Origin of the sequence: Chryseobacterium sp. IT-36CA2, from assembly GCF_949767875.1 — a bacterium.
In the GTDB taxonomy this organism is placed as follows: domain Bacteria; phylum Bacteroidota; class Bacteroidia; order Flavobacteriales; family Weeksellaceae; genus Chryseobacterium.
Genome location: NZ_CATKPG010000011.1, coordinates 1 through 24,555 on the forward strand (window position 1 = coordinate 1; position 24,555 = coordinate 24,555).

Consider the following 24,555-nt stretch of genomic DNA (forward strand, 5'->3'; position numbering starts at 1 on the left):
GTACAATTGATAAGAAGGTGGTCAATACACTATTTATTCTATAGAAATCTGAAGTATTGAAAAGTCTGAATTGATAGCTTTCCTAATCCTGCAACCGTGGAAATCGCAACCCTATAAATAATAGAATCAGTTTACCCCAAAACTCGTAACTCATAACCCGAAACTCTATAACACGAATCCCAGATTCAATTCGGGCCTATTGTGAAAACAATTTGGGTACCATAAGTTGTTGCGGGAATGGTTACAGAGACGCCACTTATTTGAACTTGTCCATTAATACCTGAGAACGTTACACTGTTTCCCAGTCCTAAAATTCCGGAAAAATTGATGGTAAAGAATGCGGTAGCCACGGCTTGTGGTATTTCCACATAAGTAGTTCCACCATTGATGGTTGCAGTACAACCAAGGCAGAGCCCACTGATATTCGTTGTTCCACCACTTCTTTTAGTATAGAGATGCAGATTACTATTCCATGTAGTTGGGGTATGATGTACGCTTATTCTTGCGGCCCCACTTGTAAGAAGATTTAGAAATGATCCGGGTAATGTTCCGGATAGAGTATATAAATTGGTAGCACTTTCATAAGTTCCGGCATAGTTTGTTCCTGCTTCGGTGATGGCTGGTACACTTACAGTCCAGTTACTGCCGCCAACATTTATTGTTTGCCCTTTCATATAGTTAGTGACAATAACAAGAATAAAGCATATATATATCTTAAGATAGATTTCTTTTAAAAAGTGAGCGTTGATTTTCATTTTTCAATTTTATTCTGTGATGGTGTAGGTAATGACGACAGCTGTATTAGCCTGTGCAACTAAATTAGCATAAGTATTCGTCGTTAATGAAATAGTGAGCAGATGACCGTTACTTGAGCCATTTCCTGTATACGCCCCCCCAATTCCACTGATAATAGTAGTAGCAGTAGTAGACAAGGTGACTATCCCTGCGGAAGTACCCAAAGTTCCTCCTCCCGCGCCTGTAGCCGCAGCCGCCTGTAATCTAATATTGACACCATCAATGACTTTATTTACAGATGCGGTAATTCTCCTGGTAACTCCACTGGGAGCTATAGCAGAAGTATAGTTAATTCGTTTTGATGTGTTGGGAGTTGGGCTTACAATAGCATTTCCAGCTTCCGTAGGAGCGGTAAAATTGAGTGAAAAACTTCCTGTAGGCTCAATATCCATTAAAGTGACCACTGGTAAAGTCATCGTAACATTAGTCTGAGAATAAAATAATCCCGACAAAACGAAGAGTGGTATTAACAAAAGGGAACGGATCAAAATCATTTTTTCTTTTTTATTTCATTATATCCCACTTTTAAGGATTCCTGCTGGTATTTTATTTCTATCTGCTGCTTAACAACATTGATGCTTATTTTTTTTGTTTCCGAAGGCTGTAGCGTAAACTGAAATTTATCGTTGGAAACCTTGTAGCGCTTATCAAGACCATTACGGTAAACTTTTACGGTCCAGTCTCCGGGCCTGAGGTAAGTGAAATCAAAATCCTCTCCTATAAAACAGATTTTTCGGTAAGTTTGATCTTTACTTGTTGCTTCTATAATAATACTTTCCTTTTTCTTTTTTTGAACTAAAGGTTCAGGAAGGCCCGGTTGATTTTTATTTTCTGTTTCCAGAAATTGGATATGCCCCTTAACATTGGCAGCAGTGGTTAATCCGAAATTAAAAATATTTTCTTTGTTACTAAGAGAAAGTGCGGCAGGAAAGGTTAATGTAGAAATATCATTGATACCTGTTGTTGAGCGGTCTATTTCCAGGAAATAATTTCCCGGGATCACATTTTTGAATACATAATTCCCCTCTTTATCTGTGACTGAAAGATAGCTGCCTAGCATTAATCTTATTCCTTCAGTCTTCTTTATTCCGAGATTACTAATGTTTCCGGATAAAGAAATATATTCTGCTATTTTCTGTACCGGAACGTTAGGACGCCAGGTATACCGCATGGAAAATATAAAATCTTTGTCTCCAATTTCACCTCTCTGTAAAGAATATCTTCCGGAGAGATCCAGTTCATTTCCGGGAAAAAGCTGTTGATGAAAGAGAAGTTCAAACAAATTTCTGTCTTTAAAATATTCTTCAGGCATATAATTGTTCTGATAAAAAATACTTAAAGAAGTTTTATCCGAGAACCTGCTGTATATTCTTGCTCCATAGTAAAGCTGTTTCTGATTCTGCAGCTGATATCTTGAGCTGATAGCATAACTTCCGAATACATTAAAAGATGTTCTGAATTTTTGAAATGAAAGATTAGCGGAATAGAAACTTGAATTACCACTAAATCCCAGCAGATAATTGTCTGTCTTTCCAAACTGTCCTTCTAAGTTTACCTGAAACATTCCGATCTTCTGATCTATGCTCACTTTGAAAAAACGCTCATAATAATCAAACTGTTTGGGTTCCAGACGATCCTGGTATTTCTGATAGCCATTATTAAGGATAACAGAGCCATTGGATAGATATTTATACTGTAATCCATACTGGAAATACTGTCTGTACGGAGCAGCTAAAAACAGAGTGTCTCTCTGAAAATTTTTAACATCCTGAGTATAGTTGATAAAAGCACCTAGTTTTTTTGAAATTTTGTAATAAACATTTCCGTTAAAGGTATTGGTATTGGTGAAATATCCAGCAAATTCTGGGCTTGCTTTTACATACATTAAACTTCCGTTGAATTTTTCAAAAGTAGCATCCGCCTGAAGCATATAAGCTGTTCCATCGGTCTGTTTTGTTGTACTGTATGCCACTTCTCCGGAGAGATTGATGTTTCCGGATATTTTGAATTTTCCCTTTGCATAAGGAAGGTGTGCATCAGAATCCAGTCTTACGTCACTATATCTGGTTTCTCCTTTTCTTGGTGTTTTATAAAGATATCCGATAGAAATTTCTGACTGTTTCCTGATTTTAAAGGTAGAATAGAAATTAAACTCATCTTTTATATCCCTGAAGAACCTTGGATGATTATAGAAGCCTCCTATGCTCACTTTATTAAAATCATACCGGATTTCTGCACCGCGGCCATATCTTGCAAACTCTGTTAAGTAGGATGAAGAGTAGGTTTTATCACCCAGATGAATAAAAAAATCATCACGTTTATAGTTTAAAAAATATTCTTCATATTGAGTAAATGAATTAAGCTCTACAGGATTGTGTGTAACTGCCCGAAATTCGACTTGGTTTTTATTGTCTTTATCAAGTGTCCCTTTCCCATAGATTTCCCCCTGAAAACCGTCATTGTAAACGCCCATATTCTTCATTCCGATAAAAGACAACGAAACGGCAACAGGAAGCCTGTGATAAATGTCATTTTCTGAGGGTTTTACGGAGATTACCTGAGTGCTTATGTAAACGCTTTGATTCTCTTTAGTGTTCCCTTTTGAATACACCGAAAGATTAAGGTTCTGAAATTCATTTTGGCTCAGTTCAGGATTTGTTATTTTGTGGATCGTGATTATTTTTGACTCGTTGGGTTCTAATACTAACGAAAAATCACTATCAAGAACTGCATTTTTACTTTCCAGAAAAATGTCTTCCGTTATATTGCCATTGTTTTTTAAAAGAAAGGTAGCCCGTATCGTTTCTCCGGCCCTTACAAATTCTGGTGAATCAAGAGCTGTGACAGAAAGGTTTCTGTTCCCGGAAACCGTTATTTTTGATGTTTTTGTGAAGGATATTCCGTTGCTGCGATCGGTAATATTCAATGTTACGGAATAATTACCCTGGCCTGTTTCTGCTGCTATACGCAAAGGTACCAGATAAACCGAAGTTTCATGGGGAGCAATCTGAAATTCCCCTTTTGCTAAAATGGGTGTAATAGATGGAGTTGATGTGGTAGCTGAAATCTCATACGTTTTGTTTTCAGCTGAATTATTTTCTAATGTAAAAGGGATAGAAGTAGACATTCCCGGCATTAGACTATCTTTTTTACTGATCAATCGGTTGGATTGATGTTGAGAAAAAATAAATACCGGGAATAATGATATAATAATAAATAAAGTCCAAGTTCTAATCATTTTTTACTTCTAATTCCACATTGAGTGCAAATGCATTCTCCTCTTCATCCGTAGCTATAATGGTGGCTCTGTATTTGTCTGGTGGTATTTTACTGATATCAATGTAAAATGTCTTTGAGGTTTCAGGTAGCAGCCCCATCGTTAAACTTGAATAAGTTCCTACTTTTTCACCTGTTTTACGGTTATAGATTTCAATAGTTGTTGTGGGTTTACAGTAAAGATTACCATTATTGGCTATTGCAATCTTCGCGGTTTGTTTTCCCTCCTGCTTTTCTACTTTTACGCTTTCAAACTTAAGATCAGGTTTTGCCTTTTCTGCCTCAAAATCGGTAATAACCTGAATAGCATATCGTATCACAGAAGTGATGCTCACTCCAGGTTTACCGTCGCTGGGTTTTATATCCTCCACCGGCTCTACAATGATGACACTCCAATAGCTTCCGGGATCTACTATCTGATTAGGAACAGTAATTTCATAAAATACATCTGTCTTTTCTTTACCTTTCAAAGTAACCAGATTGGTATTGAGTTTTATCCACTCTCCGTTGGTGCGTTTATTGGTACGTATTGCTGTGTAATTGATGGTTCCATCAGCATGATAACCAAAATCCTGTAAGAATAATTTTACACTCTGAGGATTACTGCTTGTGTTTTCAATAGAAACTTTTCCTTTGTAAACCTTCCCGTTTTCTATTTTGTAAGAATGCGTAAGCCCGTTGAGAATCACAATGTCGGCGTGTAAAAAGCTGAACTGCAAAATCAGGGTGATCAAAAGAAGAATACGCTTTATCATCATGTAAAGTTGGGTGTTAAATCATTAATAATACAAAACCAGGAAGAAACTGAATGACAATTTCTTCTTGCTTTTGAAATACAAATTAGGAATTTATTTAAATTCTAATTGTCTGATATCGTATAAGTAACGGTAGCTACTACTGTGGCTGTTGCCTGTAAATCTGCGTATGCTGCTACACCTCCGGGGCCGCTTCCGGCAGCAAGGGCATAGGTAAGATTGTGCCCGTTATTGGCGCCATTCCCTGTATAAGCACTTCCGATACCTGAAATAATAGTCTGATCAGCCGCACTTAACGTTAATAGACCTGCAGATGTACCCAGGGTACCTGCTCCTGATCCGGTAGCTGCAGCTGCAGTTACATGAAGATCCACTCCCGGAACAATGGCATTCATTTTTACACTTACATTACGGGTAGGATCTGCAACAGATTTGATGGAAGAATAATTAAGCCACAAAGTAGTATTAGAAGCACTTGGTGTAACAGGATTTCCTGCTTCAGTAGGAGCAGTGAATCCAAGAGTGATGTTTTTTGTAGCTGCTGGCTCAATATCTACCAAAGCAACTTCGGGAATAGAAATTGTGACTGTATGGTTGTCTGTATTGGTGTCCTGTGCGCTAAGGTTCCCGGACAGAGCAAACGCAAATAAAGACATTGCAATCGTTAAATTTAATTTTTTCATGATGCGGATAATTAGTTAAGTGAATATAACAAAATTCAGTATAATTTGAAAAAAATATATTATAATTTTTATATTAATAATTATTTAAGCCATGTAATGCATTATATTTGAAATATGCTTTAACAGAATAAGTCAAAAAAAATCCTGCACAAATAAGTACAGGATTTTATCAATATTATAAGCGTTTTCTATGCCCAATGTGGATCAGAAACAGAAACTTTTCCGGTCTCTATTCTTCCTGCAAAATGCCATAGATAGTCATTAAGCGTTAATTTCAAATCATACCAGCCTTTATTTTTATCAAGATCAATGATGATTTTTTCTTCAGGTTTTTGTACTGCAATTGTCCTTTTAGTCTTTCCGTACAAATTTTCCAGCTGTAGGGAAACAGAATTCTTTTTATGGTTTCTGACAGTCAGCTCAACCTGGCTTTTTGAAGTCAAATTCACCAAAATTACTTCCAATTCGGGGGTATTCTGGCCTTTAAATCTCCTGAAAAAGCCATTGGGACCGAAAATTTCGTAATCATAAGCTCCGGAATGCACAGCATGGGATATCTCTTGCCTGGAATATAAAGCATAAGAGAAATGATAATTATTACTATCAAATTGGGTTCTGTCATACACTAAAAGTGGAACTCCGTTTTCTTTTAAATTAGCCATTTTGATATGCCCATCTTCTAAATTGACATGGAAATTGTAAGGAAGTGGGTTGGAGGGTTTCAAGCCTCTTTCCTGAATTTCAAGTAAATTCTCCTGAAGTTCATTTTCAGAATACCATTTCAGATTGGGAACAGGTTTATTTTTAGCGGCATTGATTGTTTTCGCATAATCTTTCTGATCCAGATAATCCATCTGTGGAGCTTTTACACTGGAAGAATTGAAAGCAGAAGTAAGATCTCCGCACACCGCTCTTCTCCAGTCGCTGATATTATCCACATGTACATTCTTTTTGAATTTCTTCATAATGAATTTCTCCAGAAACTGTAGCACAGAAGTATGATCCGATACTTCAGAATTTACAAAACCTCCTTTTGTCCATGGTGAAGCAATGATCATCGGGACTCTGTAACCTAAACCAACGGTTCCTTCTACTTTTTCATAGCTTTTTAAAGAAGGATTGCTCATGTATTCCTGAGATTTATCTACATATTCTACCCCTTCTTTTCCGTTCATATCTACAGGTTGGCTTGGATTCACTGGTGGAGCGAAAGGAAGTACGTGATCGAAGTATCCGTCATTCTCATCGTAATTGATGATAAATATTGTTTTTTTCCATGTTTCAGGATCTTTGGTCAGAATATTTAAGACCTCGGAAATATACCATGCTCCGTACCAAGGTGATCCCGGATGGTCTGAGAAATGTTCTGGAGCTACCAACCAGGAAACAAGGGGTAGTTTTTTCTCCTCCACGTCTTTTCGGAACTGGAACAGTACATCACCTTCCGGAACAACCAGCCTTTCTCCGTTTTCATCTTTTCCAATTTCCAGTTTCCAGTAATCAGGATCATTGGAATTGGTAGTGAAAGCTTTTTCGTGAAGGTTTTTTTCTTCTTTTGAAAGTTTTGAATAATTATCCGGATGGTATTTTATCTGATCTTCCTGAACTTCAGTCAGCATTGCTTCCAGCCTTTCTTTCTGATTAGGATTTTTTTCAATCTCTTGTTTCAGGTAAGCAATGATATTGGGAATATTCTGATAATATCCTTTTGAAAACTTCACATTGAATTTTGAAAACCATTCAATCGGATTATCGGTAAAATTACTTAACCAGGCTTCTTGCTCACCTGACATTCCTTTTGGAAGACTGATTTCATTCTGATAAATTCTCCACGAAACATTCTGCTCTTCTAAAATCTCCGGGAAACTTTTCCATTTTGCCTGTCTTGCTTTGTCATAATCAATATTTTCATTCACGACATTGGCTTTTACTTTTCCGTTTTGCTGTTCTCTTAATGTTCCAGACCAAAGAAACAGTCTGTTCGGAGTGGTTCCGGTAAGTGAAGAGCAGAAATACTGGTCAAATATGGTAAAAGCGTCTGCCAGCTGATAATAGAACGGTAGGTCTTCACGATTATAATAACCCAGTGTAAGTGGAATATTTTTGTAATCTTTATTTCCTGAAGCTTTCGCCTGAAGCCATTGGTCAAATTTACCTTTGTTCAGTGCTTTCTGTTGATCCGCCCATGAATGAGGGAGAGAGCTCATCCACGTTGATTTGGTATTTCTTAAATCCAGCCGGGCAGGGGAGGCATATTTTCCTTCATCATTCTTTTGAAAGAATATAGAATGGCCATCCTGTTTTACAAACGCTCTTTTATCCAAAAAACCTCTTACTCCTTTAAGAGCACCAAATGCATGGTCGAATGAACGATTCTCCTGCATCAGGATTACAACATGTTCTGCATCGTAAAATGTAGACTGTGCAGCCGGATCAATGGCTAAAGCTTTTAAAATGGAAGGATGAAGAACACTTGAAGTTCCTAACCCAGCTAATAAAAGACTTGATTTTTCTAAAAATTCTCTTCTGTTCATGTTCAATCGTAATAAGAAAGAAACCGCAAGTTAATAGGATTTTCCTGCGATTTCTTTGTTTTATATAAAAATAATCAGATTTCTATTGTAACCACCAAGGTTTGGAGTTGATATTGTCATTTCCTCCATACTGAGCAGCCAAAGCAGCTTTTAAATTGTTGCTGTTATAGCTGTATTCCGATTGCGGATATCTGAATCGGAAAGGCGCTGCTACTCCTGCTTTTAGAGGGTAGTTTGGATATCCTGTTCTCAGATAATCATAATAAGAGGTCCATTGTGCCTGGTGAAACATCGTCATGTACTTTTGAGTCATGATTTTTTCAAGCTGTGTCTGAAGAGGATCTGCATTATTGTAAACTACTAAAGGAGTTGTCAGATATTGATTCACATCAAAGCCTGAGAAATATTGTCCCGGATTTTTTACATACGTTTGATAAAAATTGAAACTTGCTTTAATGGCATTGTCATAATGCGTTTTTGCCGATCCGGAAATCCAGCCTCTTGCTGTAGCTTCAGCCAGAATAAACTCAAGTTCCGAATAACTTAACACAGAAGCAGGCTCATTGGTAGGATCTTTGTAAAAACGATCATTTACTTTAGAGATGTTTTTTGCTGTGATCAACGCTGCATTGTCAGAATAAGGTGAGGTAGGGTTTCCTCCGTTGTATCCTGTGTAATCTGTGATGGCTTTTCCTGCTTCTTTAGCTCCTGTAGTTTGCGCTGCAAAAGTAAACAAACGTGGATCATGTCTGTCTTTGAATAGATTAATGAAATAATCTGCCATATACAAACTGGAACCGTATCCGCTGTTATTAAACATCGTATATCTGCTGTCTGCAGCATCGGCAAACTTAAGCTCACCATTATCTGCAATCGAGGTCATGAGAGACTGGCTCCCTGCAATAGAAGCAAATTCTGTAGCAATATTATAATTTCCTACAGTTGTTTTTTTAGAAAGTGTGATTAAAACCTTTAAACGGAAAGAATTGATCAGTTTTTTCCATTTCATAGCATCTCCATTGTACACAATATCTCCTTCAATTTTATCATTGGTATTAATAAGATCATTGGCTTCTTTTAATTCTGATAAAATTCCGGACATGATGGCTTCCTGGGCATCATATTTAGGCTGTGTAATTCCGGATTCTCCTTTTGCCGCTTCGGAATAAGGAGCACTTCCTACTTTTAAACTGATATTGAAAAAATGATAGGCTCTCAGAAATTTACCTATGGCAGCATAGTTTTTATTGTTGATTTTTTCCGCTTCCTGCATCATTTTTCCGGTGTTCAGAAGTCCTTTTGTATAGACTTCAAAAGAGGCATCATTCCATTTCATATACTGGTATGAATTTTCACCATCAGTACCAATCATCATTCTTGAAGCGTACATATTATCACCGTTTACCTGAAACGTATATTTTTCCACATAGGTAAGAAGAAATTTAGGATCAATGCTTGCCTGGTCATTAGGATTTTCATTGATTTTATCAAGGTTGGATTCGCATGAAGCCAATGTCAGAAGTCCGGCAGCAAAAATACTCTTCATTAATCCTTTCGTTGTTTTGCCTCTTTGCCCTTTCACTTTGTTTATATTATTTTTCATTGTCTTGACGTACTTTTTAGTTAAAACTTAAGATTAAAACCGATTCCGAACCATCTGCTTGAAGGATCCTGAATATCATTCTCTGTTTTTGCCTGGAAATCAGGGTCAGAATAAAGATTCTTTGATTTTTTCCACATCGCCAGGTTATAAGCAGAGATATTGGCGGTGAAACCTTTTACCATACCTTTCGGATTCAATAATGAAGAGAAATCATATTCCAGAACTACAGATCTAAGTTTTACGAAAGTTCTGTCGAAAACGTTGGCAAACTCTTCACTTTCATCCTGCGTTACTCTTGCCTGGTATGGATAATTCTGTGCCCAGTCCTGGAAGCTGATTGCTTTGGTGTGTGGAGTATACTGACCTGTTGCCGGATTGTAATTAACCCCATCCGGTACAAAATAGTATGTTCCTGGATTGGCGTACTCAAGATCTCTGTAAGCTACAGAATTTGGATGTTTTCCTCCCCACCACATTTTTTCCACTACCTGCGATCTCATGACACCACCGATGCTTCCATCAATTCCGATATTTAAAGTAAACTTCTTGTATTTGAAAGTGTTGTTGAAACCGAAAGTCCAGTCCGGATTGAAATGCCCCAGATTACTTGGTGCATTGGCTCTTGTTGGCATTCCTGTATTGGCATCCAGAATGACTTTTCCGTCCGGAGATTTTTGCCATGTGTAATCATAATAGCTGTCCATTCTTTCGCCTAACTTAATGTTTTTGTAGTTCGGCATATTATCATAAATGGAAGTCAGCTTTTGTTCATAAGTACTCCAGTTAATCAAAGTTTTCCAACTGAAATCGGCAGTTTTTACCGGAACTAAACCAAGGGAAACTTCAAAACCTTTTGTAGTATATTCATTTCCGTTTACATATTGTGAAGTGAAACCAGAAGATTCAGCAGCTGGAAACTGGAGAATATTATTATAATCTAATGTTCTGAAATAAGTGGCGTCTAAGGTAATTCTGTTATTTAGGAAACCTGCGCTTAACCCTAATTCATAAGATTTTGTCTGCTCCGGTTTCAAAGAGTTTTCTACATTCAGAGTGGTTGGATAATAATACGTAGGATTTCCGTTGAAAGTTATTCCCTGATTATTCAAATAGTAATTTCTGATGGAATAAGGCTGGAAGTCATATGCTACTTTTGCCCATGAAGCAGACAATTTCAGCATATTGATAGACTCCGGCAATTTTACCAGGTTTGAAATAACTGCACTGATGGATGCAGAAGGATAGAAGTAAGACCTGTTAGCCTTAGGTAGAGTAGAAGACCAGTCGTTACGTCCTGAAATATTGATGAAGAAAGCATTGTACAATCCGATATCAATCGTAGAATAAGCACTGTAAATCAGCTTTTCCTTCAGATAGGAATAATTTTTCAGCGCTCCGATAGAGTTTTCAAAGGAGTAAACTTCAGGAATCTTCAATCCATCCGTAGATCTTTCGTTATTATTGTTTTTATAATAGAAAGCTGAACCTCCGGCATTGATGGTGAAATCAAAGTTTTCAGATATTTTTTTCTTGTAAGTGGCAAGGACATCATAGTTGAGATTCCATGTCTTGTTATCTTTTAAAATATAACCTCCACTTCTTGGTGCACTATAATTGAAGTAAGAATAAGGGCTCAATACTTCTGTTTTGCTGTGGTTTTCCACAAGGGAAATTTTCCCTTTTACCGAAAGATCCTGTGTAGCTTTATACTCTAAACCTGTTTGTGCATTGATGATGTTCGTTCTGTTCTGATTTTTATAATACTCAGCTCCGAACCAAGGGTTGTTGTACCATGCATAGTTCCAGTTGGCTTGTGCTCTTCCTTCTCTTCCTGGAATCCACATGTGGTTTTTCAGGGCTTTTCCGTCTACATCGCCTCCCATCCAGATCAGAATGGTGTACATGTGTCCGCTTGGGTTGTAATCGTAGTTCGGAATATTAGGGGTAAAAGCCTGGTTGAAATTGAATTTTGTATCAAAGATTAATTTATCTCCAAGATGATTTTCAGAAGAGAAGTTGATTCCATATTTCTGAAGATAAGAATTGGGAACTCTGTCATCATAGTTCATGAAGTTTCCGGAGAACCTGTATATATCTTTATTATCTCTGTAGCTGATCGCAAAATTATTATTATTGATCACTGCCGGCTTTAAGAATGTACTTAAGTTATCATGGTATTTCCAGTCGATTGGAACTCTTTCGTATCTTGATTTATCATCATATTGAGTTCCAGTTACAGCGCCATACCATGGCACTACCTGTCCTGTTACTTTATCTCTGATCGGGCTGTTCCATTGGGCAATCTGTAAACCGGGAACAAATTTGGGCCCCCAAATCATATCTCCGTCATTCACTCCGCCATCAGCACCGTCCCAGAATTCATATTTTCCGTGTGAACCATTTCCATATTCAGTCTGGGTTTTCGGAAGATTGGTGAACCCTCCGGTGATCATGGTATTCTGAGAAAACTCTACAGAAAATCCTTTCTTCTTAGCATTTTTAGTGGTGATCAAAACTGCTCCGTAACGGCCTCTTGAACCATATAAAGCAGAAGCGGTAGCTCCTTTCAGTACATTGATGTTTTCAATATTGTTGGGATCTAAATTCTGGAAAACCTCTCTTTCAACAATCACGCCGTCAATCACAAAAACCAGATTGGAGTTTCCTCTCAATGTAAACTGGGGTGCCTGCTGCATTCCCGTTGGGTTAGAAACATTAAGACCTGCTACCTGCCCGGAGAATAAATTCCCAATACTTGGTGTAGTGATGGTTTCAAACTGTTTGGTTCCCACTTCCTGAGTAGAATATCCAATTTTTTCTTTCTTCTTGGCAATACCTAATGCGGTAATCACAACACCTTCAATCTGTTTTTCGTTGGGCTTTTTTAAGACAACGGAATACTGTTTTTTGGAAGAAACCTCAACGGTATAAACAGAAAAATCAGGAGCAAAAAACTCAAGAATGTCTTTGGGGTTTGCAGAAATGGTGAAATTACCATTTTCGTCTGTAGTAGCAGTCTTTCCTGTGTTTTTGTCGGTGATGTTCACACCGGAAACACTAGAACCGTTTTCAGATTTTACATTTCCTGTAATATTGATTTCTTGTGCAGAAAAATAAAGGGGAAGTAAAAAAACGGCAAAAGTGGCTAGAGTCTTCTTCATTTTTTTGAAGGCAAATTTAGCAGAGCACTGTTACCTGTATTTTAATGAAGTATTAAAATAAAAATACGATTTTAATATTTTTTAACAGGAAGAATTAATAGAAAAGTAAAGTATAAAATGTCCTTTGTATAAGGGATTTTGCTTTATTATATAGATATTAATATAAGGTAGGAAGGAAGCTGGGAGAGGGAGGCTGGAGGTTATAGTGGTATTGTCAACGACTTGAAATTTTCAGTAATAAATTTTTGAAGAAAAACTTTTATCTCATGAAAGAAACAGATTGTGAAACCAAGACTCCGATAACTTCCAACCTCCAGCTTCTCTCTTCCTTTCTTTTTTAAAACCTGCTCAGAATTCCCCAGTGGATTTTGATATCATTAAACTTAAAAGGATTACCAAATTCGTTACCATTAGACAGCTGGAAACTCATCAGCCCGATAGGAATGAAGAAATTGAAACCGAGCCCAACACTGTAGAGTTTGGGTTTTACATTCAATGATTTATTATTGAGCTGTCCGTATTGCCCAAAAACATCGAAGAATGCCTGATTTCCGATCAGATATCGGTATTCCAGACTTCCGTAGTAGAAAAAGTCGGCGGCGAGGGAGTTTTCATTGAATCCCCGCATAGAATTCCAGCCCCCGAAACGGTATAATTCATTGGCAGAAAATTCTATTTTAGAATCCATCATAGCTCCTTCTCCTTTAATGTTCAGGAAATGATTCCCTGAGATATGGTAATTGTGTTCCCCAAAGAAATAAAACTGGTTTTGGTTCGCTTTGATGTTATTCTTTGAGTAAGTGGTTGTTAAGAAGTCATATCCTGCATTGATCCTTGTTTTATAAAGAAAAAGATCAATATCGGTAGGCTCTACCATTTCAAACCATACACCGATTCCGCGTTTGTTATAATCTTTCCCCTGAACGTACAGCGTATCAATAATAGTAGAGGTTTCCAAAGTTGCTCTCAAACCTATTTTGTTCCGGTTGTTGATATGGTAATAAAAAGCTGGAAGGAACTTTACGTTGGCAAACGTAGAATCCTGTCGGTAGATATTTACTTTTGTATCCATTCCGACATTTGATTTGAACAGGTACGGAATGTCCACCCGAAGATCGAAATTCTGTCCCTTATCCGGGTTTCTCTGCCAGTATAAATTGACCGTTTCAAAACCATTAAACATATTCCTGAAATTGACATTCATGGTTCCGTTTAACGTAAACTTTGAGCTCTTGTCATTTCCGAAACCAATCACTCCATCAAAGGTATTCGTCTTTTTCTTTTCCAGAAACAGATAAATGCTGGTGGAATCTTTCGTAAATAAAGTTTGTGGCTGCCGTTCGAGAGTCAGAAAAGGATGACTTTGAAACGTTTTGTTGATAGCCAAAAGGTTTTTGTCATCATAATTTTTACCTTTAAACTCCTTTTCCAGATTTTTGATAAATCTTTTAGGAACTTTTTCATATCCTTTAACAACAAAATTATTGATCGTTCTTTTATCATTCTTATTGATGTCAAGTTCTACGATCGGATAACCGTTTTTCTGACCTTTATATTTTGATTTGATTCTGCTGAAAGAATAGCCTTCATCAATATAAGTCTTGTTGATACTTTTCTTGGTGGAGTCTAAATTTTTGGTGAAAAAATCTTTCTGAATCTTCAGTTTCTGAACCAGAGAATCTGTAAGGTTAACATAGGTTTCATTGAAATTTTTTCCTTTGTCATAGAAAATTTCAGTGCTGTCACCTTTTACTTTTACATCTTTCAGCTTGGTGAAAAAATAATTACTTTGAGCTAAAGAATCCAGGAACTTTACAGCAGAAGTGGAATCTTTTACTTTTTTTCTGACTTTGGTTTCTGTATCGATCAGCCAATACTGCTTCTTCTGCGCTTGTGTGAAAACGCAGAACAGTACAAAAAATATTTTTAAAAGTAATTTCAATTTATTCTTCTGAATATGAAGAGGAATCTCTATAAAAATACAAAAGATTCTTCACTGCATTTCATTCTGTTCAGAATGGCAATGCGCCTTATCAATCAACTAATTTTTATCCAGTTTATTATATTTCTTCATCAAATTCTCATAAGTTCCCTGTGGAAGAATCCATTTCAAAGGAACCCCGATTTTCTGCCCGAATTTACCAAAATAATAATGAGCTTTCCATTTATTTTTTGCTAAAAGTTTTTCAATGTATTCTGCTACTTCCAAAGGCTCAGTGCCGTCATTTACATGAGAATTCATCAGCGCGTACACTTTGTCGAAAACATTTTTGTAAGGCTGGGAAACCTGTGCAATGACTCTATTGTCTGCAATATTGGTTTTAATATCTCCCAAATGCAGAGAGCATACATCAATATTCCAAGGGTATACTTCATACCTCATTGCTTCCGTTACTTTATCCAATGCCGATTTTGATGCGGAGTAAAATCCACGGAAAGGCAGTCCCATTTCACTTCCGATACTGGAAACATTAATGATTTTTCCAAATTTGTGCTCACGCATGTTCGGAAGAACGGCGCTCATCATCTGTACAGGGCCGGCAAGATTCAGGCTGAACAATTTTAAAATATCTTCTTTCGTAGAATCTTCTACAGCACCTACCATTCCCATCCCGGCATTGTTGATGAGAACATCAATCTTGGATTCTGTTTTTAAAACCTCAGCGACAGCATTCTGAACTGCGGAATTATCGGTCACATCAGTTGGGATAGATTTGAAGTACTGGCTTTCTGTATGCTTTCTGCTTAATCCGTATACTTTATGTCCTTTTTTACCAAAATATTCGGCTAAGGCAAACCCGATTCCTGATGAGGTTCCTGTAATAATGATGGTCATTGAATTCGTATGATTTTTAATGTTTTATTTTTCTTCTGATGCAAATCCAAATGTTTTTTAAGGTCTGTATTCAAAAGTAAAATCTATTTTCAGCAAATGTAAAAAAAGAAAAATGAACTCAGTTATTTATTATTCCTGAAATAATTTTTAATGATTTCTTGATCTATTGTCCCGGATTGATGATAAACTTAAAATAAAGTTAATCTGAGTTATGCATAGAATATCAGTGGAATGATTACTTTTAATTGCTTATATATCTGTAAAACAGGTGTTTATTTTTATTTTGTGGTAGGAGGTATCTGAAAAAAGCTAAAATTTCTTAATAAAAACATAAGAAAACCTTAATGAGGTGTGGGAGCAGGCTGTTCTAATTTTGCACCTAATCAAAAAGGAGATCATGAATGTATTTAAAATCCCTGTCTCAGTAACATATTTAACGGGTAGGGTATTACTTATTGGTGCAATATCAGCTTCACCGATGTTCCTCGCTCAGAAAAAAGACAGCTTAAAAGAAAAATCAATCGACGAGATTGTGGTTGTAGGGTACGGAACACAGAAAAAAAGTAAAGTTTCCGGCGCGGTTTCGGAGGCTTCACTGGATAAGCTTACTTCCAGATCTCTGTCTGGTGTAGGAGAAGTGCTTCAGGGTAAAGCTCCCGGAGTCACTGTAGTGAACGAAGGTGGAGATCCTAACGGAGCACCTAAGGTAAATATTCGTGGTTTGGGAGGAATCAATGGAGAAACTCCTCTTTATGTAGTAGACGGAGTGGTTTTTAACGGAACTCCTTCTATTAATCCCAACGATATTCAGGATATCTCTGTGCTTAAAGATGCTTCTGCAGCTATTTATGGAGCAAGATCTTCAGGAGGGGTTATTCTTATTACCACTAAAAAAGGGAAAAAGGGAAATCTTACAGTAGATTTTGATGTTAAATACGGGATCAATGAGGCATGGAGGCTAAAAGAATCTCTGAATGCAGCAGAGTTTCAGGATGTGATGTACAAGGCCTATGAAAATGCAGGGAAACTGGGAAGCTTACCTATAGCTTTTAATCCTACTCAATATCCGGACGGAAGAATTACCAGAACAGACTGGATGAAAGAAATTTTCAGAACCGGAACTATTCAGGAATACAATGTGAACCTAAGCGGAGGAAGTGAGAAATCCAGATATTTTGTAGGGATGAATCACAGAAGCCTGGAAGGAATCTTACTGAATACTCAGGCAAAACGATACAATTTCAGAGTCAATTCTGAACATAAAGTAAAAGACTGGCTGACGATCGGAGAAAATATGTACTATAATTATTCCGACGGAAACACAGCAGATACCAAGAGTGGATATACAGGAGCTTTGGTTGCTGCTATGTATTATCCACCCAATGTTCCGGTATACACTCCTAATGGTGCATTTTCAGGATTGCCGATTGATGTGGCAGGAGGATATGGGGATATGATCAATCCGGTGGCTTATCTTCAAAGAATCAGTATCAGAAACCCTACTCATGAGATTTTGATCAATCCATATGCGGAAATTACATTGGCTAAAAATTTAAAATTCCGTTCCAATTTTTCACAGACTTTTAAATTGGGTACTGTAAAAAACTTTACCTACAGGGTACTGGAGGTTGGGAAAATTTTTGATACCAATAATTTAGAATATCAGTCTAATAATTCATCTACAGCACTTGCAGAGCAGTTACTTACCTATAAAATCACTGCGGGACAGCACAATTTTGATTTCCTTGGAGGTTTTACGTTCCAGAAAACAATTGATGATGGTTTTGTTGCAAAATCGTACGATTTCAGAAGTGAAGCTGAGGTTTTCCAACACCTTCAGAACGCTGCGGATACCAATAAAGATGTTTCCAGTTACAGATTCAAACAATCTTTGGTTTCTTATCTGGCGAGAGTAAACTACGACTATGCAGGAAAGTATATCGTAAGTTTATTGGGAAGACGTGATGGTTCTTCACTTGTAGCAAAGCAGAACAGATTTGCCAATTACTATGCGGTTTCCGGTGCGTGGGTGGTTTCGAAAGAAAACTTCATGCAGGATATTTCTTGGCTTTCAAGTTTGAAACTGAGAGGAAGTTATGGTATTCTGGGTAACCTTGGAGGAATTTCACCACAAGCTGTGAACCCATTGATGACCAGAGACAATAATATCATTTTCGGACAGGATCCTTCTCAGAATATTGCTTATTATGCTACTACACGTCCGAATCCGGATTTGAAATGGGGAAAATCTGAGCAGACCAACTTCGGGGTGGATGCTTCATTCTTTCACAACAGTCTTTCCTTACAGTTCGATTACTTTGTGAAGAACTCTAAAGATCAAATCTTCAATGTAAGCTTACCAAGTACGGCAACGTATAATAATCAGTATGTAAATGCAGGATTATTCCAGGATAAAGGATTTGAATTAGGAATCAATTATAACAAGGTCGTTTCAGGTGATTTTACTTTCTCAGTAGGTGCTACAATGAGTCAACTAAAAAATACGGTGAAACAGCTTGCCAATGTGGATGAGATCTTTATCAATGATAATGGAGTAAGAGGAGTATTGAAACCAACCCGTGTAAAAGTAGGTGATCCTCTGTATTCTTTCTATGGTTATAAGACGGGCGGAATTTTCCAGACTCAGGAAGAAATCAACAACTATAAAGATGCTAACGGAAATCTTATCCAGCCGAATGCAAAACCGGGAGATATTAAATTCCTGAAAAAAGAAGGAAATACAGGAGTTCTTAATAATAATGACTTCGTCAATCTTGGAAGCCCATATCCTAAATTCTCTTATGGATTCTCTTACAACATGACCTGGAAAAACTTTGATCTGAATTTATTCTTCCAGGGAGTATACGGAAATAAAATATTCAACGGGATGAAGTTTATTTCTTTGAACCCAGGTGGAACAGGACAGAATTATAATATGGACAAAGATATTCTGAATGCATGGACTCCTCAGAATACCAATACCGATATTCCAAGACTGGTACACGGTGATCCTAGTGGTAATTATTCTAAAGTGTCAGATTTCTATGTGGAAGACGGATCTTATTTAAGATTGAAGAATCTTACCATTGGTTACTCATTACCGAAAGAATTGTACAGCAGGCTGGATGTAAACAAAGTGAGAATCTATATGACTTCCAACAACCTGTTTACGATTACAAAATATACAGGATTTGATCCTGAAGTAGGAATGAACTCTTACGGAGTAGATACCGGAAGATATCCTCAGGCACGCTCATTCATCTTTGGAGTGGAGATCGGATTATAATTTTTAACCAACAAAAAGAAAGAACATGAAATTTTTCAATAAAATATTTTTAATATCAGGAATATCCGTTATGCTTTTGTCATGTACAGGAGAGCTGGATGTTCAGCCGGAAGGAACGCCTACAGAAGCCAGTTTCTGGAAAACCGAAAATGACCTGATTACCGGAGCAAATGCCATGTATAAACCTTTATTCGATGGAGAGTTTTATGGAAGAGGATTATTCTGGTTCATCAATGCCAGTGATGATATGGTAACCGGAAGAGCGAAGAGTGAGGCTGATAATGCTAAAAATTTCAGCAGTAATTACATCGCAGCGGGTGATCTTGAAACGCAATGGAACAAAAGATATAATGTAATCGGAGTGGCTAACCGTGTCATCCGTAATGTTGATAATATTCAAACTTCACAGGCTATTAAAAATAAATACCTTGGAGAAGCTTTATTCATGAGCAGCAGAATGTATTTTGAGCTGGCTTATTCTTACGGAAACGAAAAAGCTGGGGTTCCGATTATTGACCGTTCAAAAGATCCGGATCCAAACCCGATTCCAAGAGCAGCCAACGTAATGGAAAACTACACTTACATTGTGAACGACCTGAAAAAGGCTGCAGAATTATTACCTACACAGGCAGAACTTCCCGCAAAAGATTACGGAAGACCTCATAAAGCAGCAGCTTGGGCATTGCTAGCAAAAGTATATCTGTTTATGAAAGACTGGAAAAATGCGGAGTTCTGGGCCAATGAAGTAATGACCAAAGGAAACAGAGCCTTGTTGGGAAATTTTGCTGATGTTTTTAAAGCAGATAATAATTACAGCTCAGAATACATCTGGTCTATTCCGGGAACACCTAAGTTTACAGCATGGGGAAGTATTCTTCCAGGCGTAATGCTTGAAAATAAAGGATGGGGAGAATACAACGGATGGGGATATTTCCAACCGACTAAGGAATTATATGATGAGTACGAAACCGGAGATCTTAGAAGAAGTACTACCATCCTTAAAACCGGAGATCAATTTACTTTTAACGGAAAGGTAAGAACATATGCTTCTACCAATTCTCTTACCGGATATCAGTTCAATAAATATATGGATGCCTTCAAATATCAGCTGAACAGTGGTCACGTGAGTGCCAATGGAGATTATCCATGTACAGATCTTGCCGTTCCGATTATGCGTTATGCTGAGGTAATCCTTATCAAGGCAGAAGCTTCACTGATGCAGGGGAAATCTGCAGATCAGGAAATCAATATGATTAGATTACGCGCAGGATTAACCGCGAAAAATGGATGTACAATGGCCGACCTGAAACATGAAAGACGTTGCGAACTGGCAGGTGAATGGGCAGACAGGCACAGAGACCTTGTACGTTGGGGAGATGCGCAGGCAGCTTATGCGAAGCCTCTGCACGGTATCAATGGACAGGAAGTGTGGGCAGCAAGAAACTTTAATCCGGCTATACATAATGTTTGGGCAGTTCCACAGGCTGAAATCGTAAACAGTCACGGGATCATTAAACAAAATGAAGGCTGGTAACATTTTAATCTTTTATATAAGCCACTATATCATTGCAGAAGTTTCTGTGATGATATAGTTTTTTTCAAAGAAATGGAGATAGGCCGGCTTGTTGGGCCTATAAAAAAATAATGATATTAAGAATGAAACTATCAAAACTACTGGCTGTAATGGCTCTTGCTGTTTTTTCTAAAAATCAGGCACAGAATTATTTACATTACAATGTTGGGAATGCACATTCTCATAATGACTATATGCAGGAGATCCCTTTCTGGCAGGCTTATTATGCTAATTTCGGATCTATTGAAGCAGATGTTTTTCTGGTAAACGGAAAACTTTGGGTGGCTCATACCGAAAAGGAACTTTCGGGAGACAGAACACTGGAAAATCTTTATCTAGACAATATTTCAAAACAGATTAAACTCAACAAAGGAAATATTTATCCAGATGCCAGCAAGAAACTTCAATTACTTATTGATATAAAACAGGATTATAAAACTTCACTGGCTGCTTTAGTGAGTACATTAAAGAAATATCCTGAGATCACCGGAAATCCAGGAATTAAAGTTGTTATTACCGGAGGAAGACCTCAGCCGGAAGATTTTAAAAATTATCCAAGCTATCTTTATTTTGATGGAGATTTAGATAAAAACTATTCCACAGATCAACTGAAAAGAGTAGGAATGTTCAGTGCAGATCTTCCGGGGCTGGTAAAATGGAATGGAAAAGGAATTCCAAGGGATGAAGAAACGCAAAAAATCAAAACTGCTGTAGACAAAGCGCATGCTCAGCAGAAACCTGTTCGTTTTTACGGAGCTCCGGACTTTCCGAATGCCTGGGTAAATCTGATGGATTTGGGAGTGGATTACATCAATACCGATCATATTCCGGATCTTAAAAAATTCATGAATACGATTCCGAAAAACTTTTATAAGAATACAAAAGAATACGCTACTTATTCGCCAACTTATCAGTCAGATGGTGTGGAGAAAAAAGTAAAGAATGTGATCCTTCTTATTCCGGATGGAACTTCTTTACCCCAATATTATGCTGCTTTTACAGCAAACAAAGGAAAACTGAATGTTTTCAACATGAAATCCACAGGGCTTTCCAAAACCAATTCATCCAATGCTTACATTACAGATTCCGCACCAGGTTCTACAGCATTCGCAACCGGTGTGAAAACCAAAAATACTTTTGTAGGGGTTGACAATATGGGAAAAGCACTAGCACAAATCCCTGATATTATCTTTGAAAAAGGGATGACTTCAGGATTGATTTCAACGGGAGATGTTACAGATGCTACGCCTGCAGATTTCTATGCTCATTCAGATAACAGAAACAGTTCAGAACCTATTCTGAAAGATTTTGGAACTTCAAAAACAAAAATATTGATCGGTGGTCCTACAAGCGGGTTGTCTCAGGAGAATATTCAGAAATTCAAAGAAGCAAAAATAGACTTGTATCAGGATTTGAAATCTGTAACTAAAATAAACAACCGTACTTTGATTATTGATCCTCTGGCTTCACAAAGAATAACCAATGGAAGAGGAAACTGGTTGGCAGATGCCTTTGATCTTACTTTAAATGATTTAAAGAATAATAAAAAGGGATTCTTCATGATGATTGAAGCTTCCCAAACTGATGGCGGAGGTCATAGCAATAATATAGAACAGCTGGTTACAGAATTATTGGATTTCGACCATGTGGTAGGGAAGGCTATGAAATTTGCTGATGAGAATAAAGAAACTTTAGTGATTGTAGTGGGAGACCATGAAACAGGAGGATTAACGCTTTTAGACGGAAGCCTTAAAGAGGGTTGGATATTCGGAAATTTCAGTACGAATGATCATACTTCTATTCCATCAAGTGTTTTTGCTTATGGACCGAATTCAAAAGAATTTACAGGATTGTTCGAAAATACGGAGATCTTCAATAAAATACTGGCCGCATACGGAATTCAAAAATAACTTTTTAATTTATACTTTTACTTTTACAAAGAGAGACTGTTTCGTTTTTGAAACAGTCTTTTCTTTTAAGTTAATCTGTGTGAGAAAATAATAAAAAGGCTGCCTCAAAAAGAGAGACAGCCTTTGAGTATATCTAACAAATAATAATTTAGAAGTTGGTCTTAACGATTAATTCAGAAAGTTCAGCATTCACAAAGTCAATCGGCATTACCCCAAATGAACCTTGAGTATTGGTTTGGAAGAATGTTTTAAGTTTTGGATTAATAGCATTGGATACCGTAGGAATACTAGGAATTCCGAAAATTCCAGGTTTATAACCGCTGGTGAAATTCACGAAAAGCTTACCATTCGTATCATTTTTAGCTTCATTAAGAAGGCTGGAAATTCCATTCCATTTATCATCATTGTTGGTTACTTTGTAATAATCCTGTACTTTTAACTGTACCCCGGAATTGTTGATATCAAAAGTAGTATTGTCTGCCCATGGTGAAGCATTGATTCCCTTAGTTGTTCCTGCAGAGAATCTTCTTAATAACTTGATCTTTCCTCTTACGGCACCCAGCGTAGGAATATTTGAACCCAGATCCCATTTGGAAGGATTTTTCTGTACATAAGAATCAAAAGTCTGTTCAAAACTTCTGGTTGTATTCGAAGCATCATATTCTTCCTTTACAGACATGATAATTGTTTCAGATGGATGGCTGTTAAGAAACGTATAGCAGGCATTCAATACATCATCAAAATTCAGATTTTGGTAAATCGCTCCGTGATGAATGGCGAAAGAATTGTCAATATGTCTGCAACGTATATCCAGGAAACGAACTCCTGCATTCAGTTGTTCTGCAATGCTAAGGTTTTGAGTTTTTGCCGTACCTGATACAACAGGGGTATCTACACGTGCTCCGGAATCATGAGTTCCGGGAATGGAGATTTTTGAAAGGGAAATATTATCCTGAAGACCAGACATCCAGCTATTCATTTCGATGGGTGCTAAAGAAGCTCTGTTGTTATTTTTTGCAAAAGAAGCTAAATTGTTTTCATTAGAATCCCTTTCAATCAAGCTGTCATTTGAACAGGAAAAAAAAATAGATGCAGTAACCACTCCAAGTGTGATGGCTGTCATACGTTTCATGCTTTGTTTGAACATAGTTTTTTTATTTTTTTAATGTAGCTTAAAAATAAGAATATATCAAAACATAAGGAGTTAATTTAACTTTAAGAGATAATTAAGTTGGTTTAAAGCTAGGAAGCTTGAAGCTGGAGGATGGAAGAGGAGAAGTTGTTAATAGTTAAAGAGTACTCCAATTTTAAAGAGAAAGTATTTACAATAAAAGCTGCTATCATAGATTAACCGTCAAACAGTAACCTCCAGCATCCAGCTTCAATCTTCCCTCTTAAAAAACAAAATCCTCCTTCAACCCGGAAACTTTAAACTTGTGTTCCCCGATTTTGAAATCATCCATTCTGATGAGGTTCTGAAGTTTGTAAGTAAACTCTTTGTGAAAATCCTGAGGTATTTTTGCATCATCATCACAGGAAGAAAAGTGCTTGTCAACAATTACTTTTCCTGTAGAAAAATTGATGTCATTGGTAAAACTGAAATCGCAGGTGTCTTCAAAATGATCAAGTGATCCTATCAGATAGAAGTCTCCATTTTGAAACCTGAAAGTATGTTTGTATTGCTGAGTATGTCTGGAATTGGTAAAAAACGATTGGGTGATACGAAGGGTGTTATTTTTTATACTGATTTCAAGCGTATTGTCTGAAGGGTAAAATCCGGTTCCGGTTGAAAAAAGAATAGAAGAATTCTTTTTCCAGACTTTGATTCCGTCATTTTCGTTTTTTAGAATATAGAAAACTCTTGTATAGTCTGTGGTACCTTCCAGATTTCGGTCGTCTGATGCTTTTATGTTTGTATCAAAGACTAATATCATTTCATCTGTTCCATCTTTGTCAAGATCACCTGTGGCTTCTGCAATCTGGGTATATCCTTTTGGAACGGAAAAGTTCTTCAGATTCTGAGCAGATAAACTCGAAACAGATAAAACAGCCAAAAAGGAAAAGAAAGTTTTCATTATTATAATGATAGAATTAAAATGTGGTAATCCGAAATAAAAAACATTTTCAAATTACCACACTTTTA

At 37.1% G+C, this 24,555-nt stretch carries 15 protein-coding genes; 3 read left to right on the forward strand and 12 right to left on the reverse strand.

Annotated features, from left to right (window positions below; all coding sequences use genetic code 11):
- Positions 1 to 185 precede the first annotated feature (185 nt).
- From ACM6F9_RS00865 to ACM6F9_RS00910, 10 genes are all read right to left on the reverse strand, one after another.
- Positions 186 to 755, reverse strand: coding sequence for a hypothetical protein (locus ACM6F9_RS00865; RefSeq protein WP_414843990.1), 570 nt, complete (start codon positions 753 to 755; stop codon positions 186 to 188).
- 9 nt (positions 756 to 764) lie between these two features.
- The gene (locus ACM6F9_RS00870; protein ID WP_414843991.1) at positions 765 to 1,247 is read right to left on the reverse strand and encodes a hypothetical protein; all 483 of its coding nucleotides are present in this window, start codon (positions 1,245 to 1,247) and stop codon (positions 765 to 767) included.
- Positions 1,248 to 1,285: 38 nt separating this feature from the next.
- A complete protein-coding gene (locus ACM6F9_RS00875) occupies positions 1,286 to 4,033 on the reverse strand; it encodes a hypothetical protein (protein WP_414843992.1) in 2,748 nt (915 codons plus the stop codon).
- Positions 4,026 to 4,826, reverse strand: coding sequence for a WxL protein host-binding domain-containing protein (locus ACM6F9_RS00880; protein ID WP_414843993.1), 801 nt, complete (start codon positions 4,824 to 4,826; stop codon positions 4,026 to 4,028). Before ACM6F9_RS00880 ends, ACM6F9_RS00875 begins: the two co-directional genes overlap by 8 nt.
- Positions 4,827 to 4,930: 104 nt before the next feature.
- A complete protein-coding gene (locus tag ACM6F9_RS00885) occupies positions 4,931 to 5,509 on the reverse strand; it encodes a hypothetical protein (RefSeq protein WP_129037491.1) in 579 nt (192 codons plus the stop codon).
- Between the two features lie 188 nt (positions 5,510 to 5,697).
- On the reverse strand, positions 5,698 to 8,043 hold the full coding sequence (locus ACM6F9_RS00890; protein WP_414843994.1) for a phosphocholine-specific phospholipase C: 2,346 nt from the start codon (positions 8,041 to 8,043) through the stop codon (positions 5,698 to 5,700).
- A gap of 82 nt (positions 8,044 to 8,125) precedes the next feature.
- The gene (locus ACM6F9_RS00895; RefSeq protein WP_414843995.1) at positions 8,126 to 9,646 is read right to left on the reverse strand and encodes a SusD/RagB family nutrient-binding outer membrane lipoprotein; all 1,521 of its coding nucleotides are present in this window, start codon (positions 9,644 to 9,646) and stop codon (positions 8,126 to 8,128) included.
- A gap of 20 nt (positions 9,647 to 9,666) precedes the next feature.
- Complete coding sequence (locus ACM6F9_RS00900; RefSeq protein WP_414843996.1) at positions 9,667 to 12,807, reverse strand: SusC/RagA family TonB-linked outer membrane protein; 3,141 nt, start codon at positions 12,805 to 12,807, stop codon at positions 9,667 to 9,669.
- A gap of 337 nt (positions 12,808 to 13,144) precedes the next feature.
- Complete coding sequence (locus tag ACM6F9_RS00905; protein ID WP_414843997.1) at positions 13,145 to 14,749, reverse strand: autotransporter assembly complex protein TamA; 1,605 nt, start codon at positions 14,747 to 14,749, stop codon at positions 13,145 to 13,147.
- Between the two features lie 99 nt (positions 14,750 to 14,848).
- Positions 14,849 to 15,643 carry an SDR family oxidoreductase gene (locus ACM6F9_RS00910; RefSeq protein ID WP_414843998.1) on the reverse strand — a complete coding sequence of 265 codons (795 nt, stop codon included), beginning with the start codon at positions 15,641 to 15,643 and terminating at the stop codon, positions 14,849 to 14,851.
- Positions 15,644 to 16,040: 397 nt separating this feature from the next.
- On the opposite strand from ACM6F9_RS00910, the gene ACM6F9_RS00915 reads away from it, so the two are divergent.
- From ACM6F9_RS00915 to ACM6F9_RS00925, 3 genes are all read left to right on the forward strand, one after another.
- Entirely contained in the window at positions 16,041 to 18,929 is a 2,889-nt protein-coding gene (locus ACM6F9_RS00915) for a SusC/RagA family TonB-linked outer membrane protein (RefSeq protein ID WP_414843999.1), read from the forward strand.
- Positions 18,930 to 18,954: 25 nt separating this feature from the next.
- Positions 18,955 to 20,463 (forward strand): RagB/SusD family nutrient uptake outer membrane protein, encoded by a 1,509-nt coding sequence (locus ACM6F9_RS00920; RefSeq protein ID WP_414844000.1) that lies wholly within the window; start codon positions 18,955 to 18,957, stop codon positions 20,461 to 20,463.
- Between the two features lie 122 nt (positions 20,464 to 20,585).
- Positions 20,586 to 22,412, forward strand: a complete 1,827-nt coding sequence (locus tag ACM6F9_RS00925; protein WP_414844001.1) for an alkaline phosphatase — start codon at positions 20,586 to 20,588, stop codon at positions 22,410 to 22,412.
- A gap of 148 nt (positions 22,413 to 22,560) precedes the next feature.
- On the opposite strand, the gene ACM6F9_RS00930 is transcribed toward ACM6F9_RS00925, so the two are convergent.
- A complete protein-coding gene (locus tag ACM6F9_RS00930; RefSeq protein ID WP_414844002.1) occupies positions 22,561 to 23,559 on the reverse strand; it encodes a phosphatidylinositol-specific phospholipase C in 999 nt (332 codons plus the stop codon).
- Positions 23,560 to 23,806: 247 nt separating this feature from the next.
- The gene (locus tag ACM6F9_RS00935) at positions 23,807 to 24,487 is read right to left on the reverse strand and encodes a hypothetical protein (protein WP_414844003.1); all 681 of its coding nucleotides are present in this window, start codon (positions 24,485 to 24,487) and stop codon (positions 23,807 to 23,809) included.
- Positions 24,488 to 24,555 lie beyond the last annotated feature (68 nt).

What these genes read in the sequence shown, in the direction of transcription:
- ACM6F9_RS00900 (WP_414843996.1), bottom strand. Translation starts at nt 12,807, where the DNA reads ATGAAGAAGACTCTAGCCACTTTTGCCGTTTTTTTACTTCCCCTTTAT.
- ACM6F9_RS00885 (WP_129037491.1), bottom strand. Translation starts at nt 5,509, where the DNA reads ATGAAAAAATTAAATTTAACGATTGCAATGTCTTTATTTGCGTTTGCT.
- ACM6F9_RS00925 (WP_414844001.1), top strand. Translation starts at nt 20,586, where the DNA reads ATGAAACTATCAAAACTACTGGCTGTAATGGCTCTTGCTGTTTTTTCT.
- ACM6F9_RS00890 (WP_414843994.1), bottom strand. Translation starts at nt 8,043, where the DNA reads ATGAACAGAAGAGAATTTTTAGAAAAATCAAGTCTTTTATTAGCTGGG.
- ACM6F9_RS00880 (WP_414843993.1), bottom strand. Translation starts at nt 4,826, where the DNA reads ATGATAAAGCGTATTCTTCTTTTGATCACCCTGATTTTGCAGTTCAGC.
- ACM6F9_RS00865 (WP_414843990.1), bottom strand. Translation starts at nt 755, where the DNA reads ATGAAAATCAACGCTCACTTTTTAAAAGAAATCTATCTTAAGATATAT.
- ACM6F9_RS00935 (WP_414844003.1), bottom strand. Translation starts at nt 24,487, where the DNA reads ATGAAAACTTTCTTTTCCTTTTTGGCTGTTTTATCTGTTTCGAGTTTA.
- ACM6F9_RS00930 (WP_414844002.1), bottom strand. Translation starts at nt 23,559, where the DNA reads ATGTTCAAACAAAGCATGAAACGTATGACAGCCATCACACTTGGAGTG.
- ACM6F9_RS00920 (WP_414844000.1), top strand. Translation starts at nt 18,955, where the DNA reads ATGAAATTTTTCAATAAAATATTTTTAATATCAGGAATATCCGTTATG.
- ACM6F9_RS00875 (WP_414843992.1), bottom strand. Translation starts at nt 4,033, where the DNA reads ATGATTAGAACTTGGACTTTATTTATTATTATATCATTATTCCCGGTA.
- ACM6F9_RS00910 (WP_414843998.1), bottom strand. Translation starts at nt 15,643, where the DNA reads ATGACCATCATTATTACAGGAACCTCATCAGGAATCGGGTTTGCCTTA.
- ACM6F9_RS00895 (WP_414843995.1), bottom strand. Translation starts at nt 9,646, where the DNA reads ATGAAAAATAATATAAACAAAGTGAAAGGGCAAAGAGGCAAAACAACG.
- ACM6F9_RS00915 (WP_414843999.1), top strand. Translation starts at nt 16,041, where the DNA reads ATGAATGTATTTAAAATCCCTGTCTCAGTAACATATTTAACGGGTAGG.